Consider the following 14,161-nt stretch of genomic DNA (forward strand, 5'->3'; position numbering starts at 1 on the left):
TCAGGGCGAAGGGGTGGCCGCCCCTCGCCCGGCCCCTCCCCTTCGCCGAGGTATGGAGATCTGCGCCCCCGACGGCCCGTCCGAGGACCGTCTGCCATACCTCGGCGAGGGGGGGGGGAGGGCGAGGGCGGTCAGCGCGAAGGGGTGGTCGCCCGCCTCTTCGTGAGATCGGTCGTCCCCGGCCCCTCGCCGGGGCCGGCGGGTCGGTACCCGGCCTTCTTGTACATCCGCATGAGGTGGGGCACCTCGGTCGCGGTGTTGAGCCAGTAGGTCGTGACGTCGGCCGGCGCGAGCGACTCGGCGTGGGCGAGCAGCTGGCGCCCGATCCCGCGCCCCTGGAGGTCGGGGACGACCATGAGCCGTCCGATCTGCCACACCGCCGGGTCCGCGGGGTCGCGGCGCACGCGCACGGACGCGACGAGGCGCCCCTCGCTGCGGAAGACGTGGGTGTCCCAGTGCGCGAGCCCGTCGCGCACGTCCTGCGCGCTCTCGGCCGGCGCACCCCACCAGTGCTGGGGCACGGCGACCATCTGCGCCCAGCACGCCCGCTGGACGACAGCGATCTCCGGGGCGTCGGCCGGCGTCGCGACGGAGGCGTCGAGATCGCCGAGCGCGCCGGCCGTCGCCGCCGCGGCGAGCAGGTCGGGCCGCCGTGCGGCGGTGCGCTCGAGGCGCTGCTCGTGGCGCCACGCCGCGATCCGGGCGTGGTCGCCCGACAGCAGGACGTCGGGCACGGCTCGGGTCACCCCGTCGCCGTCCTGCCACACCGAGGGCTTGGTGTAGATCGGGTACTCGAGCAGACCCCCTTCGTGGCTCTCCTCGACGAGCGACTCGGCGTTGCCGACGACGCCCGGCAGCAGGCGCACGACGGCCTCGGTCATCGCGAGGACGGCGACCTCGCCGCCGTTGAGGACGTAGTCGCCGAGGGAGAGGACGCGCACCTCCATGCGCTGCGCCGCCCACTCGTAGACGCGCTCGTCGATGCCCTCGTAGCGCCCGCACGCGAAGGCGAGCCACGGGGCCTGCGCGAGCTCGCGTGCCGTCGCCTGGTCGAAGGGCTGGCCGCCCGGGCCGGGGAGGACGAGGACCGGGGCCGGGCCGCTCGCGTCGTCGGCCGTGCCGAGGACGTGGTCGAGCGCCTCGCTCCACGGCTGGGGCTTCATCACCATGCCGGCTCCCCCGCCGTACGGGGTGTCGTCGACGGTGCGGTGGCGGTCGTGGGTGAAGTCGCGCAGGTCGTGCACCCGCAGGTCGACGAGACCGTCGCGGCGCGCCTTGCCGATGAGCGAGAGGTCGAGCGGCGCGAGGTAGTCGGGGAAGATCGAGACGACGTCGAGCCTCATCAGCCCTCCCGGCCCAGCTCGAGCAGCCCGGGAGGCGCGTCGAGCACGACGTGGCCGGCCTCGGGGTCGACGGTCGGCACGATCTCCTCGACGAAGGGGACGAGCGTGCGCCCGCCGTCGGCGAGGTCGACGACGAGACGGTCCTGCGCGGTGCCGAGCTCGAGCGCGGCGACCGTGCCGAGGACGACGCCCGCGGTGTCGCGGACCTCGAGCCCGACGAGCTCTTCCTCGTACCAGCCCTCGTCGTCCTCGTCGTCGGCGGGCGCGAGGACGGCGTCGTCGTCGAGGACGAGGCGGGTGCCGCGCAGGGACTCCGCGCCGGTGCGGTCGGGGATGCCCTCGAAGCCGATGAGCCAGATCCCGCGGTGCACACGGGTCGTCGCGATCGTCAGCTGACGGGGCACGCCGGAGCCCGGCTGCGCCCGCGTCGTGAGGACCGCGCCGGGCACGAGACGCACCTCGGGCTCGTCGGTGTGCAGCTGCACGGTCACCTCGCCGCGCAGCGCGTGCGGCTTGCCGATACGGGCGACGACGTGACCGGTGCTCATGCGCCCCACGGTACTTCGCCCGCGGCGGCTCGCCGGACGCCACCGAATCGTGACCTGCCCGGGGCAGACCTGCCCGGCCGCGGTACGCCATCCTCGTCCCGGGCGCCCCCCTTCGCCCGCTCCTGTCCCCCCGCCGAGGAGACCCCCATGCGCGCCATGCGCCGACGCCCCCTGCGTCCCGCACTCGCCCTCGTGCTCGCCGCGCTCGTCGCGCTGACCCTCACGCCCGCGTCCGGCGCGAGCGCCCGCACGCCGGTGAGCCGGCAGCCCCAGACGACGACCCGCTCCGTGCTGCCGAGCTGCACCGGGTACACCTCGCAGACGGTGCCGCCCAAGACGATCCGGGTCTACCGCACGAAGCTCGGCCGCGTCGACGTCGTCGACTTCAAGCGCTACGTCAAGGACGTCCTGCCGCGCGAGTGGATCCCCTCGTGGGACTCGCGCTCGCTCGAGGCGGGCGCCATGGCGGCCAAGACCTTCGCGTGGCACCAGGTGCTGCACCGCAAGAGCACGACCTACGTCCACCAGGGCACGTGCTACGACGTCAAGGACACCGTCGCCGACCAGCTCTACGTCCCCGGCTCGGCGCACCCCCGCACCGACGCCGCGGTCGACGCGACGTGGTCCCAGTACATGCACCGCGGCGGCGAGATCTTCCTCTCGCAGTTCTGCGCGAACATGAACTGCTACGACGTCTCGAGCCGCGACACGTGCGGCAAGGCCGCGAACGGCGTGCGGATGTCGCAGTGGGGCAGCCAGGACTGCGCCCGGCGTCTCGGGCGCGAGCACCGCTCGATCCTCACGACGTACTACGGCACCCTCACCTTCGGCAGCGCGAAGAAGCCCCAGCCGATGAGCGCGCAGAGCATCTCCGGCTCCGGCGACTTCACCGGCGACGGGCGGCCCGACGTCCTGGGCTACACCCCGTCACGCAACGGCGGCGCCATCACGATCTACCGCGGCAGCTCGGCCGGCACGCTCGTCAACCCGAGCACCTTCGGCTCCGGCTGGTCCGCCTACAACGGCCTGCTGCGGCTCGACGCCGACGGCGACGGCCGGCAGGACGTCCTCGCCCGGGTCGCCGCCACCGGCGAGCTGCACCTGCACCGCGGGACCGGCAAGGGCACCCTGCCGCCCGTCCTCGTCGCCGGCTCCGAGGACTGGAACACCTACGCCCAGCTCGTCTCGCCCGGCGACCTCACCGGCGACGGGCGTCCCGACGTCCTGGCCATCACCCCCGGCGGGCAGCTCTTCCGCTTCACGGTGACCCCCTCGGGCACGAGCGCGGTCCTCACCGGCAAGACCCGTCTGGCCCTGGGCTGGAACCGCTTCTCCCGCGTCATCGGCCCCGGCGACCTCACCCGCGACGGGCGCGCCGACCTGCTCACCGTCGACAAGACCTCGGGCCTGCTGCGCCTCTACGCGACGAACCCCGACGGCACCGTGAGCTACCGCTCGCGGGTCGGGACCGGCTGGCACACGCACCTCGACGTCACCGCGATCGGCGACCTCACCCGTGACGGGGTGCCCGACATCGCGGCGGTGAGCAGCCGCTGGCCCTACGACCTGCTCGTCTACCGGGGCCGGGCGAGCGTCGCGTCTCCCTACCCCTTCGAGCCGGTCGCACGCCCCCGCGGCTTCCACCAGTTCACCGGGCTCTTCTGAGCCCGTCCCGCCCGGGGACGACGAAGGGGGCCCGCACCAGTGGTGCGGGCCCCCTTCATGTCGCTCGGGCTCAGCCCTCGCGGTCGGTGTCGACGATGTCGATCCGGACGCTCTCGCCACCCGAGAGCGCACCGAGCACGGTGCGCAGGGCGGTGGCGGTGCGGCCAGAGCGGCCGATGACGCGACCGAGGTCGTCCGGGTGGACCCGGACCTCGAGGACGGTGCCGCGACGCAGGTCCTTCTGGCGCACGACGACCTCGTCCTTGTGGTCGACGATCCCGGTGACCAGGTGCTCCAGCGCCTCGTCGAGCACGGTCAGTCCTGCTTGGTCTCGGCGTCGGCCTCGGCCGGGGCCTCGGCAGCGGTCTCCGCGGCGGCAGCCTCCTCGGCGGCCGTGGCGGAGGCAGCCTCGTCAGCGGCCTTCTTGTCCGCCTTCTTCTTGGCGGTGACGGCCTTGTGCTGCTCCTCCTCCGAGCCGGACGCGGCGAGGGCAGCCTCGTACAGGTCCTTCTTGGGGGTCTTGGCGTCCTTGACCTTGAGGTTGCCGCTCTCGACGACCTCGAGCAGGCGCGCGACGGCCTCGGTCGGCTGCGCACCGTTGGCCACCCAGTAGGCAGCGCGCTCCATGTCGATGTCGATGAGCGAGGGCTCCTCGGTGGGGTGGTACTTGCCGATCTCCTCGATGGCCCGGCCATCGCGCTTGGTGCGCGAGTCCATGACGACGACGCGGTAGAACGGCGCGCGGATCTTGCCCATGCGCTTCAGACGGATCTTGACGGCCACGTGAGTGGTCTCCTGTCATGCTTGAGGGCGCGGCGAGACCGCACGAGATGAGTCGGTGCGGGGAGCCGGCGCCCAGGGTAGACATCTGCCGGCGGCTGCCGGCGGAAGGTGTACTGGACCCAGTCTGCCAGAGCGCGGCCCGCGTCACGAATCGTCGCGAGGCGCCGCAGCGCGCTGCGGTGGGTCGGACATCGCCGCCAGGAGGTCCTCGACGGCCCGTCCGCCGCCCTCCCCTGCGATGCCGTCGTGCACGCCGAGACGGTCCGCGTCGGAGCGCGCGGCCGAGACCTTGAAGCGGCCGACGAGGCGGGTGAGCGGGATCTCGACGCCGACGACGTCGCCCAGGCGCGCGTCGAGGTAGTCGGCAGGGGACATGCCCATGCGCCACGGCTGCTCCCGGCCGGACTCCATGGCCGTGGTGAGCCGGGCGAGGACACCGCGCACCCACCGAGGGTCGTCGTGGACGACGAGCTCGCCCCACCCGTGGACGACGAGGTAGTTCCACGTCGGGACGACGCGGTGGTCCACGACCTTGCTCGGGTACCAGGTCGGCGAGACGTAGTGCTCGGCGGGGCCGAAGGTCGCCATGACCGGCCCCTCCTGCCGACCGGGACGCCACAGCAGGTTGGCCCGGGCGACGTGCCCGACGAGACGGCGACCGTCGGCGTCGTCGAGGAGCAGGAGCGGCACGAGGTCGACGTCGGGGGTCGCGCCGTCGTGCGTCACGAGCGCGGCGAGCGGGTGATGGGCGACGAAGGGGGCGAGCACCGCGAGATCGGTGACCTCGTCGTGAGGGGGCAGGTAGGGCACCGCTCGTCCTACCTGTTGTGCATCGCGTCGGGCCGCGAGGCGAGGTCCTGGACGAGGGCGGGCAGCTCGCCGGAGGCGATGGCCGCAAGGGACGTGTCGTCGAGCACGTCGCGCAGGGCGGCGCGCAGGGCGACCCACACGACGGGCAGGCGCTGCGCCGACCCGGTGTAGACGAGGTCCTGAGGGCGCTGGCCCCGGATCTCCGCGAGCGGGCCGTCGACGGCGCGGATGACGTCACCGACGGAGATCTCGTCGGCCGGCCGGGCGAGGAGGTAGCCGCCGGCGGCGCCCCGCCGGCTCGTCACGAGGCCGGCCCGGCGCAGGTCGGCGACGATGGCCTCGAGGAACTTGCGCGGCAGCTCCTGCTCGCCGCTCAGCTGCTCGACCGAGACCGGCCGACCGTCCTGCGCGGCGACGAGGCTGAGCAGCGCGCGCACTGCGTAGTCCGACCGCGCGGAGATGTCCATGGGCCCAGTATCGCCGGTCGGGCGGGGGCCCGGAGGACCACCCGCTGAGACATAACACCGCGTTACTTGACTCATAACGCGACGTTCTGATCAACTCCCACTGGTCGGGTGGGAGATACGCCCGGCCGAGCTCCGGGTCGCCACGGACGTCACGACGACGCCCATCCCGCCCCGCTCGTCCTCCCCACAGAGAGTCCCCCCACGATGCGCAAGCTCGTCCTCCTGGCCGTCGTCGGCTTCCTCGCCCAGCTCGTCGACGGGTCGCTCGGCATGGCCTACGGCGTCACGACGACGACGCTGCTGCTCGCGATCGGGACCAACCCGGCCGCGGCCTCGGCCACCGTCCACCTCGCCGAGATCGGCACCACGCTCTTCTCCGGCGCCTCGCACTGGCGCTTCGGCAACGTCGACTGGGGCGTCGTCGCCAAGATCGGCATCCCCGGCGCCGTCGGCGCCTTCGCCGGCGCGACCTTCCTGTCCTCGCTCGACACCGGCACCGCGAAGCCGGTCATGAGCGGGATCCTGCTCCTCCTCGGCCTCTACGTCCTCGTCCGCTTCACCGTCAAGGGTCTGCGCAAGGACCGCCTCGGCCAGCCGCTGCGCAAGCGCTTCCTCGGCCCGCTCGGCCTCTTCGCCGGCTTCGTCGACGCGACCGGTGGTGGCGGCTGGGGCCCGGTCGGCACCCCGGCGCTGCTCGCGAGCGGCCGCATCGAGCCCCGCAAGACCATCGGCTCGATCGACACCAGCGAGTTCCTCGTCGCCCTCGCCGCGAGCCTGGGCTTCCTCTTCGCGCTCGGCTCGCAGGGCATCGAGTGGTCCTGGGTCATCGTCCTGCTCGTCGGCGGCGCGATCGCCGCCCCCATCGCCGCGTACATCGTGCGCATCGTGCCCCCGCGCATCCTCGGCAGCCTCGTCGGCGGTCTCATCGTCCTCACCAACGCCCGCATCCTCATGGGCAAGGACGGCTTCGCCCTCGACAGCACCGTGAAGTGGGTCGTCTACGGCCTCGTGTGGGCCGCCTGGATCGGCGCGGTCGCGTGGAGCACGAAGGAGCACCGTCGCGAGCGGGCCGCCGAGCAGGCCGAGGGCCCGCACGAGGACGAGCGCGAGCGGGTGGGGTCCCCCGCCTGATCCCTCCCCCACGTCGGATGAGCGTGAATCGCCGCTACGTCATCGGCGTAGCGGCGATTCGCGCTCATCCGCCAGATGGCGCGTGCGAAGGGGAGGGAGACGGGGACTCCCCCGCCGACCGCTCAGCCGACGGTGGCGCCCCGCAGCACGACGTGACGGGGCGTGGCGCAGGCGCGGACGTCCTCGCGCGGGTCGGCGGAGAGGACGACGAGGTCGGCGTCCTCGCCCTCGGCGATCGCCGGGCGGCCGAGCCAGCGGCGTGCGGCCCAGGTGCCCGCCGACAGGGCCTGGGTGTGCGTCATGCCGGCCTGCGTGAGCAGGTGCATCTCCTGCGCCGCGAGGCCGTGCGCGATGGAGCCGCCCGCGTCCGTGCCGACCATGACCGGGATCCCTGCCTCGTGCGCGGCCGCGACGGTCTGCAGGCGACGACGGTGCAGGTCGAGCATGTGCCGGTGGTAGTCGGGGAACTTCTCGCGGGCCGGCTCGGCGATGGCGGGGAAGGTCTCGATGTTGACGAGCGTCGGCACCACCGTGATGCCCTGCCGGGCGAAGGCGGCGATGCTCTCGTCGTCCAGACCGGTCGCGTGCTCGATGCAGTCGGTGCCCGCTGCGGCGAAGTCGTGGAGGGACTGCTCGCCGAAGCAGTGAGCGGTCACCCGCGACCCCTCCTCGTGCGCGGCGGCGATCGCCTCGGTGAGCACGTCGACGGGCCAGCACGGCGTGAGGTCGCCGACCTCGCGGTCGATCCAGTCGCCGACGAGCTTGATCCAGCCGTCGCCGGCGCGGGCCTCGGCCCGCACCCGCGAGACGAGCTGCTCGGGCTCGACCTCCCACGCGTAGTTGCGGATGTACCGCCGGGTCCGGGCGATGTGCCGCCCGGCCCGGATGATCTTCGGCAGGTCGTCGCGCTCGTCCACCCACCGCGTGTCGGCGGCCGACCCGGCGTCACGGATGAGCAGGGTGCCGGCGTCACGGTCGGCGAGCGCCTGCTGCTCCGTCGTCGCCTCGTCGACGGCGCCGTGCCGGTCGAGCCCGACGTGGCAGTGCGCGTCGACGAATCCGGGCACGACCCAGCCCTCGACGTGCTCCCACGGTCCTGACGTCGTCGGGGCGGTGAAGGTGATGCGTCCCCCGACGACCCACAGCTCGTCGACCACCTCGTGCTCGTCGAGCAGGACCGGGCCGGTGACGTGCAGCGTCGTCATCGTCTGCCTCACCGCGCCGCGGACGAGCGGCCGTCGCCGCCGAGGAAGGCCGCCGCGGCGAGGGTGAGGTCGACGAGGTCGCTCGTGCCGGCGAGCTCACGCGCCGAGTGCATCGACAGCAGGGGGATGCCGACGTCGAGGGTGCGGATGCCCAGCCGTGTCGCGGTGATCGGGCCGATCGTCGACCCGCACGGCACGGAGTTGTTCGAGACGAAGGTCTGCGAGGTCACCCCCGCCTGCGCGCACCACCCGTGCCAGGCGGCGGTCCCGGCGCCGTCGGTCGTGTAGCGCTGGTTCGCGTTGACCTTGAGGATCGGGCCGGAGCCGAGGACTGGGCGCACGACGGGGTCGTGCTTCTCCGGGTAGTTCGGGTGCACGGAGTGCCCGACGTCGCTCGAGACGCACCACGACGCGGCCGTCGCGCGCAGGCGCTCCTCCGGGCTCGCCCCGAGGGCGATGCCGATCCGGGCGAGGACGTCCTCGAGGAAGGGACCGGCCGCTCCCGAGCGGCTCGCCGAGCCGACCTCCTCGTGGTCGAAGACGGCGAGGACGGCGACGTGGTCCGCGTCGGCCCCGGCGACCTCGCCGAGGGCCACGACGCCGGCGTGGACGCTCGCGAGGTCGTCGAGACGGCCGGAGGCGAAGAAGACGTCGTCCTGCCCGAAGATGCGACCCCGGGCCGCGTCGGCGGTCACGAGGTCGAAGCCCCGCACGCGGGCGGCGTCGACGCCCGAGGTCGACGCGATCTCGCCGACGAGGTCGGCCGAGGCCGCCGCGCCGAGGCCCCAGACCGGCTGGGTCTGACGCTGGCGGTCAAGCGCGAGGCCCTCGTTGACGTCTCGGTCGAGGTGGATCGCCAGCTGGGGCAGGCGCAGCAGCGGCCCGGAGTCGGCGAGCACGCTCGAGCCGTCGTCGAGGACGAGCCGTCCGGCCAGGCGCAGCTCGCGGTCCAGCCAGGAGTTGAGCAGGGGCCCTCCGTAGACCTCGACACCGGCCTGCAGCCAGCCGTGGGCGCCGGTGCTGGGCTGGGGCTTGAGGACGAGGCCTGGGGAGTCGGAGTGGGCGCCGAAGACCCGCACCGGCGTCGTCGCGGTCGCCGAGGCCGGGACGACCCACGCGATGACGGCGCCGTCGCGCACGACGAGATAGCGCCCGGCCGCGCTCGGCCAGGCCTCGCTCTCGACGAGCGCCGTGAAGCCGGACTCCTGCAGCCGTCGGGCTACCTCGGCGGCGGCGTGATGGCTCGACGGCGACGCCTCGACGAAGTCGGCGAGGTCCTCGGCGTGGGCGGTGCGGTCCAGGTGCACGTCATGTCCCCTTCGGTAGCGGACCTCGACACTATCCGCGCCGTCGCCGACCCGCCGCGCGGGGCGGGGCCGTCAGGCGGTGAGGAAGCGGCGCAGCGCCTGCACGAAGATATCGGGCTGCTCCGAGTGCACCCAGTGCCCGGCGGACTTGATGGTGAGCAGACGGGTGCGCGGGAAGTACCCCCGCATCGCCGGTCCCATCTCGTCGCGGACGTAGGCCGACTCGGCGCCGGCCACCCACAGCACGGACCCGTCGTAGGTGCGTCCCTCGACGGCCTCGGCGGGCCAGCCGCGCAGGGCCGGGATCGCGTCGCCGAGGACCTCGAGATTCATCTGCCAGCGCCAGCCCTGGCCCTCGCGGCGCAGGTTCTGCAGGAGGAAGGCGCGCACCCCAGGGTCCGGTGCCGCCTCGACGAGCGCGGCGTCGGCGTCCTCACGGCTGGCCGTGCTGCGCAGGTCCATCGCGCGCATCGCGCGGACGAAGCCCTCGAACTCGCGTCCCTCGCGGTAGGCGACCGGCGAGACGTCGACGACGCACAGCCGCTCGACGAGCTCGGGGTGGCGCAGGGCGAGGAGCATGGCGATCTTGCCGCCCATCGAGTGCCCGACGACGACCCACGGCTCGTCGTCGGCGATGGACGTCAGGGTGTCGGCGACGGTGTCGGCCGCACGGACGTAGTCGAAGCGCTCGCTCCAGCCCGAGCGCCCGTGGTCGGGCATGTCGACGAGGGTCGGGCGGGCGATGTCGCCGATCGCCTTGGCGATCGTCCCCCAGTTGCGGCCCTGACCGAAGAGTCCGTGGAAGAAGGCGACGCGGGGGCCGTGCTCCCCCTTCGAGACGTGGTGGAGGACCGGGCTGGCCATCTCGCTCACTGCCCGAGGAACTTCTCGAACCCCTTCGGCAGCTGGCTCGGGTCGAGGTCGGGCGCGGCTCCCGGGCCGCCCCCGGCACCGAACGCGCTGCCCGCCGGACCCTTGCCGGCGGCCCGGTCGGCCGCCGCACGCTCCTGCTCGGCCCGCTTCGCGGGGTTGCCGGACTTGCCCTTCTTCTTCACCTGCTTGGGCTGGCGCGCCTTCTTGCCGCCGCCCATCCCGGGCATGCCCGGCATGCCGGGCATGCCGCCGCCGCGGGCCAGCTGCTTCATCATCTTCTGCGCCTCGCCGAAGCGCTCGAGCAGCTGGTTGACCTCGGAGACCTGCACGCCGGAGCCGCGGGCGATGCGCGCGCGGCGCGAGCCGTTGATCTGCTTGGGGTGGTTGCGCTCGAAGGGGGTCATCGAGCGCACCATGGCCTCGACGCGGTCGAACTCGCGCTCGTCGAGGTTGTCCAGCTGGGCGGCCATCTGCCCCATGCCCGGCATCATCTTGAGCATCGACTTCAGCGAGCCCATCTTCTTCAGCGCGGCCATCTGCTGGAGGAAGTCGTCGAAGGTGAAGTCCTCGGCGGCGAGGAACTTGCGCTGCATCTCCTCGGCCTGACCGGCGTCGAAGGCGCGCTCGGCCTGCTCGATGAGGGTGAGCACGTCGCCCATGTCGAGGATGCGGCTGGCCATGCGGTCGGGGTGGAAGACCTCGAGGTCGCGCACCCCCTCGCCGGTGGAGGCGAACATGATCGGGCGACCGGTCGTGCGCGCCACGGACAGCGCGGCACCGCCGCGGGCGTCGCCGTCGAGCTTCGAGAGCACGACACCGGTGAAGTCGACGCCCTGCTGGAAGGCCTGCGCGGTCTCGACCGCGGCCTGGCCGATCATCGCGTCGATGACGAAGAGGACCTCGTCGGGCGAGATCGCCGTGCGGATGTCGGCGGCCTGCTGCATGAGGTCCGCGTCCACGGCCAGACGACCGGCGGTGTCGACGATGACGACGTCGTGCTGGCGGCTCTGCGCGTGCGCGATCCCCTCACGGGCGACCGAGACCGGGTCGCCGAAGGAGCGCGTGCCCTCACCGGCGGCACCGGCGTCGTGCCCGCCGATGTTGCCGCGCTCGGGCGCGAAGACGGAGACGCCGGCGCGCTCGGCGACGACCTCGAGCTGGGTGACGGCGTTGGGCCGCTGGAGGTCGGCGGCCACGAGGATCGGGGTGTGCCCCTGCTCCTTGAGGCGCGCGCCGAGCTTGCCCGCGAAGGTCGTCTTGCCCGAGCCCTGGAGGCCGGCGAGCATGATGACGGTCGGCGGGCGCTTGGCCAGCGTCAGCTCACGGGTGTTGCCGCCGAGGATGCCGACGAGCTCCTCGTTGACGATCTTGATGACCTGCTGGGCGGGGTTGAGCGCCCCGCTGACCTCGGCACCGGTCGCCCGCTCGCGGACGGCGCTGGTGAACTCCTTGACGACCGGCAGGGCGACGTCGGCGTCGATGAGGGCCATCCGGATGTCACGGATCGTCTTGTTGACGTCGGACTCGGACAGGCGGCCCTTGCCGCGGAGGTTCGCGAAGGTCCCGGTCAGGCGGTCGGACAGGCTGGTGAACACGGGCCCAGGGTAGTCGCCCGCGCGCTAGCCGCCGACCGGCCGGTCGTCGAGGTCGCAGGCGTCGATGAGGGCGGACAGGACCTGGGCCGTCTTCGCCGGGCTGAGCGGCCCGCCGCCGGGCAGCGTGACGTAGAAGGTGTCGAGCGTCTGGCCCGCGTGGGTGGCGATGTGCGCCGAGCGCACGCCGACGCCCTGCTGGGCCAGGCACATGCCGAGGTCGTGCAGCAGACCGGGCCGGTCCTGGGTGCGCACCTCGAGCACGCTCGCCGCGGCGCTGCCGGAGGGCAGGACGAAGGCGCGGGTGGCGCCGGCTGCCGAGGGGAAGGCCGGCCGGGTGGAGCGGCTGCGGGCGAGGGCCCCGAGGGCACCCCGGTCACCCCCGGCGAGCCGGGTGAGCGACGCTGCGAGCCGGCGCGGCTCGGGCGCGTCGCCGCCGGGCGACTCGACGACCCACTGGTCGACCGCGATGCCGTCCTGGGTCGCCAGCCGTGCGCTGCGCACGGTGAGACCCTGCGCGGCGAGGACGCCCGCGGTGTCGGCGAAGAGACCGTGCCGGTCGCGGTCGTAGACGTGGACCACCCAGCCGGTCGGGGCCTTTGACACGGTGACGAAGGGGTGACCCACCCCGATCGCGTCGCGCGCCTCCGGCGGGAGGTCGACCGCGCCCTGCTCCTGCGGCGGGGCGACCGGGCTGCCCGACAGGCGCTCGCGGACGCGGTCGGTGAGCGTGCCGAGCAGGTCGGCGCGCCACTGGGTCCACGCCTTCGGGCCGGTGGCCTGGCTGTCGGCGACGGTGAGGGCCCGCAGCAGCTCGAAGGTCTCGAGCCGGCCGTCGACGACCTCGACGACGGCGTCGATGGTCGCGGGCTCGTCGAGGTCTCGGCGGGTCGCGACCTCGATGAGGGTGAGGTGCTCGCGCACGAGCAGCTCGACGAGGGCGACGTCCTGCGGGGGCAGGGAGAGGCGCTGCATCGCGCCGCGGGCGATCTTCGCCCCCTCGACGCTGTGGTCGTTGGCGCCGGCGATCTTGCCGATGTCGTGCATGAGGGCGCCGAGGAGGAGCAGGTCAGGACGTTGGACATCGCGCGAGAGCCGGGCGGCCTGGGTCACCGCCTCGAGGATGTGGCGGTCGACGGTGTGCCGGTGCACGGCGTTGCGCTGCGGGCGGCTGCGCACGGCGTCCCACTCCGGGAGCCAGTGCGAGACCAGGCCCGCCTGGTCCAGCCCCTCCCAGGTGGGCACGAGGCCCGCACCGCTGGCGAGCAGCTCGGTGAGCTGGCGCACGGCCCCGTCCGGCCACGGTGTGCTCAGCCGAGGGGCCCGGGAGAGGTTGGCGAGGGTCTGGGGGGCCAGCGGCAGCCGGTTCCGGGCGGCGACGACGGCGGCCCGCAGGGGCAGCTCCGCGTCGACGCCGACCTGCTGGGTGGAGCCGAGGACGGCCTCGCCGTCGTGGCGGAAGAGCCCATAGCCGAGCGGCACCATCGCCGGGCGGCGGGGCCCGACGCGCAGGGTGCGCGCGCGCTGCGACTGGCCGGCCCGACGGGTGGCCCCGTCGAGCGCGTAGGCGATGGTGCGGGCCGAGGTCGACACGACGGTGAGGAGCTCGTCGCTGTCGGACAGGCCGAGCAGGGCGGCGACGGCGTCGGCGTCGTCGCGCAGCAGCCGGTCGCGACCGCGCCCCGTCGTGAGGTGCACGGCGTCGCGGACGTCGAGCAGGCGCGCGTGGGCCTGGTCGAGGCGACCGCGGTCGCGATCCGTGAGCCACGCCTGGGTGAGGGCGCGCAGCACGGTGATGTCACGCAGCCCGCCGCGGCTCTCCTTGAGGTCGGGCTCCTGCGACTGGGCCAGCTCGCCGTGGCGCAGGTGCCGGGCGGCGGTCGCCTCGACGAGCTGGGGCAGCCGCCTGCGGGCGTTGGCCCGCCAGTCGTGGGCGACGCTCGAGCGGACGCCCGACACGAGGTCCGCGTCGCCCGCCACGAGACGCAGGTCGAGCAGGCCGACGGCGGCGGTGAGGTCGTCGGCCGCGACCGAGCGGCACTCCCCTGCCGTCCGGACGCTGTGGTCGAGGCGCAGCCCGGCGTCCCACACGGGGTACCAGATGCGGTCGGCGAGGACGGCGACCTCGCGCTCGCGGTGGCTGCGCCCGTCGTGCAGGAGGACGAGGTCGAGATCGCTGAGCGGGCCGGAGTCGGCCCGCCCGAGGCTGCCGACCGCGGCCAGCGCCAGACCCGGCCGGGCACCCACGGCCTCGTCGAAGACCCCGGTGAGCCACCGGTCGGTGGCGGCGGCGATCGCGGCCCGCCGCGTCCCGCCGGCACCCGGGACGGCGAAGTCCCGGGTGCCGGCGAGGTCGAGCCGAGCTGCTCGCAGGTCCTGCGGCGCCGAGGGGTCGGTGCTCGTCGAGGTCATGACGCTCCTGTGCTCGCTGCGGTCT

General features: G+C 73.8%; 13 protein-coding genes. 2 read left to right on the forward strand and 11 right to left on the reverse strand.

All coding sequences use genetic code 11. The annotated features are described in order from the left end of the window. Nucleotides 1-131: 131 nt before the first annotated feature. On the reverse strand, nt 132-1,343 hold the full coding sequence (trmD, locus tag L6241_RS03775; protein WP_368244914.1) for a tRNA (guanosine(37)-N1)-methyltransferase TrmD: 1,212 nt from the start codon (nt 1,341-1,343) through the stop codon (nt 132-134). Continuing rightward, nucleotides 1,343-1,891: a ribosome maturation factor RimM gene (rimM, locus tag L6241_RS03780; RefSeq protein WP_191564515.1), complete on the reverse strand. Its 549-nt coding sequence runs from the start codon at nt 1,889-1,891 to the stop codon at nt 1,343-1,345. The genes trmD and rimM overlap by 1 nt, the downstream gene beginning before the upstream one ends. A 147-nt stretch (nt 1,892-2,038) precedes the next feature. Between rimM and L6241_RS03785 the strand changes: the two genes are divergently transcribed. After that, nucleotides 2,039-3,556, forward strand: coding sequence for an FG-GAP-like repeat-containing protein (locus L6241_RS03785; protein WP_368244916.1), 1,518 nt, complete (start codon nt 2,039-2,041; stop codon nt 3,554-3,556). Nucleotides 3,557-3,626: 70 nt separating this feature from the next. Here the strand turns inward: L6241_RS03785 and L6241_RS03790 are convergent, their stop codons facing one another. The 4 genes from L6241_RS03790 to L6241_RS03805 all read right to left on the reverse strand — a co-directional run bounded on the left by L6241_RS03790 (nt 3,627) and on the right by L6241_RS03805 (nt 5,616). Next, nucleotides 3,627-3,869: an RNA-binding protein gene (locus L6241_RS03790; protein WP_068274642.1), complete on the reverse strand. Its 243-nt coding sequence runs from the start codon at nt 3,867-3,869 to the stop codon at nt 3,627-3,629. Nucleotides 3,870-3,871: 2 nt separating this feature from the next. After that, nucleotides 3,872-4,339, reverse strand: coding sequence for a 30S ribosomal protein S16 (rpsP, locus tag L6241_RS03795; RefSeq protein ID WP_368244917.1), 468 nt, complete (start codon nt 4,337-4,339; stop codon nt 3,872-3,874). A gap of 144 nt (nt 4,340-4,483) precedes the next feature. After that, nucleotides 4,484-5,149 carry an FMN-binding negative transcriptional regulator gene (locus tag L6241_RS03800; protein WP_368244918.1) on the reverse strand — a complete coding sequence of 222 codons (666 nt, stop codon included), beginning with the start codon at nt 5,147-5,149 and terminating at the stop codon, nt 4,484-4,486. Between the two features lie 8 nt (nt 5,150-5,157). Beyond that, the gene (locus L6241_RS03805) at nt 5,158-5,616 is read right to left on the reverse strand and encodes an Rrf2 family transcriptional regulator (RefSeq protein WP_123093271.1); all 459 of its coding nucleotides are present in this window, start codon (nt 5,614-5,616) and stop codon (nt 5,158-5,160) included. Nucleotides 5,617-5,820: 204 nt separating this feature from the next. Between L6241_RS03805 and L6241_RS03810 the strand changes: the two genes are divergently transcribed. Continuing rightward, complete coding sequence (locus L6241_RS03810) at nt 5,821-6,747, forward strand: sulfite exporter TauE/SafE family protein (protein ID WP_368244919.1); 927 nt, start codon at nt 5,821-5,823, stop codon at nt 6,745-6,747. A 122-nt stretch (nt 6,748-6,869) separates the two neighbouring features. Here L6241_RS03810 and L6241_RS03815 read toward each other — a convergent pair whose 3' ends face one another. The 5 genes from L6241_RS03815 to L6241_RS03835 all read right to left on the reverse strand — a co-directional run bounded on the left by L6241_RS03815 (nt 6,870) and on the right by L6241_RS03835 (nt 14,136). Then, a complete protein-coding gene (locus L6241_RS03815; protein ID WP_368244920.1) occupies nt 6,870-7,952 on the reverse strand; it encodes an amidohydrolase family protein in 1,083 nt (360 codons plus the stop codon). An 8-nt stretch (nt 7,953-7,960) separates the two neighbouring features. After that, a complete protein-coding gene (locus tag L6241_RS03820; RefSeq protein WP_368244921.1) occupies nt 7,961-9,259 on the reverse strand; it encodes a M18 family aminopeptidase in 1,299 nt (432 codons plus the stop codon). A gap of 72 nt (nt 9,260-9,331) precedes the next feature. After that, nucleotides 9,332-10,123 carry an alpha/beta fold hydrolase gene (locus tag L6241_RS03825; RefSeq protein WP_368245142.1) on the reverse strand — a complete coding sequence of 264 codons (792 nt, stop codon included), beginning with the start codon at nt 10,121-10,123 and terminating at the stop codon, nt 9,332-9,334. 5 nt (nt 10,124-10,128) lie between these two features. Then, complete coding sequence (ffh, locus tag L6241_RS03830) at nt 10,129-11,727, reverse strand: signal recognition particle protein (RefSeq protein ID WP_368244923.1); 1,599 nt, start codon at nt 11,725-11,727, stop codon at nt 10,129-10,131. A gap of 24 nt (nt 11,728-11,751) precedes the next feature. Continuing rightward, a complete protein-coding gene (locus tag L6241_RS03835; protein ID WP_368244924.1) occupies nt 11,752-14,136 on the reverse strand; it encodes a [protein-PII] uridylyltransferase in 2,385 nt (794 codons plus the stop codon). Nucleotides 14,137-14,161 lie beyond the last annotated feature (25 nt).

The organism is Janibacter sp. Y6 (assembly GCF_040900765.1).
Classification (GTDB): domain Bacteria; phylum Actinomycetota; class Actinomycetes; order Actinomycetales; family Dermatophilaceae; genus Marihabitans; species Marihabitans melonis.

What these genes read in the sequence shown, in the direction of transcription:
- trmD (WP_368244914.1), bottom strand. Translation starts at nt 1,343, where the DNA reads ATGAGGCTCGACGTCGTCTCGATCTTCCCCGACTACCTCGCGCCGCTC.
- rimM (WP_191564515.1), bottom strand. Translation starts at nt 1,891, where the DNA reads ATGAGCACCGGTCACGTCGTCGCCCGTATCGGCAAGCCGCACGCGCTG.
- L6241_RS03785 (WP_368244916.1), top strand. Translation starts at nt 2,039, where the DNA reads ATGCGCGCCATGCGCCGACGCCCCCTGCGTCCCGCACTCGCCCTCGTG.
- L6241_RS03805 (WP_123093271.1), bottom strand. Translation starts at nt 5,616, where the DNA reads ATGGACATCTCCGCGCGGTCGGACTACGCAGTGCGCGCGCTGCTCAGC.
- L6241_RS03810 (WP_368244919.1), top strand. Translation starts at nt 5,821, where the DNA reads ATGCGCAAGCTCGTCCTCCTGGCCGTCGTCGGCTTCCTCGCCCAGCTC.
- L6241_RS03815 (WP_368244920.1), bottom strand. Translation starts at nt 7,952, where the DNA reads ATGACGACGCTGCACGTCACCGGCCCGGTCCTGCTCGACGAGCACGAG.
- L6241_RS03825 (WP_368245142.1), bottom strand. Translation starts at nt 10,123, where the DNA reads ATGGCCAGCCCGGTCCTCCACCACGTCTCGAAGGGGGAGCACGGCCCC.
- L6241_RS03835 (WP_368244924.1), bottom strand. Translation starts at nt 14,136, where the DNA reads ATGACCTCGACGAGCACCGACCCCTCGGCGCCGCAGGACCTGCGAGCA.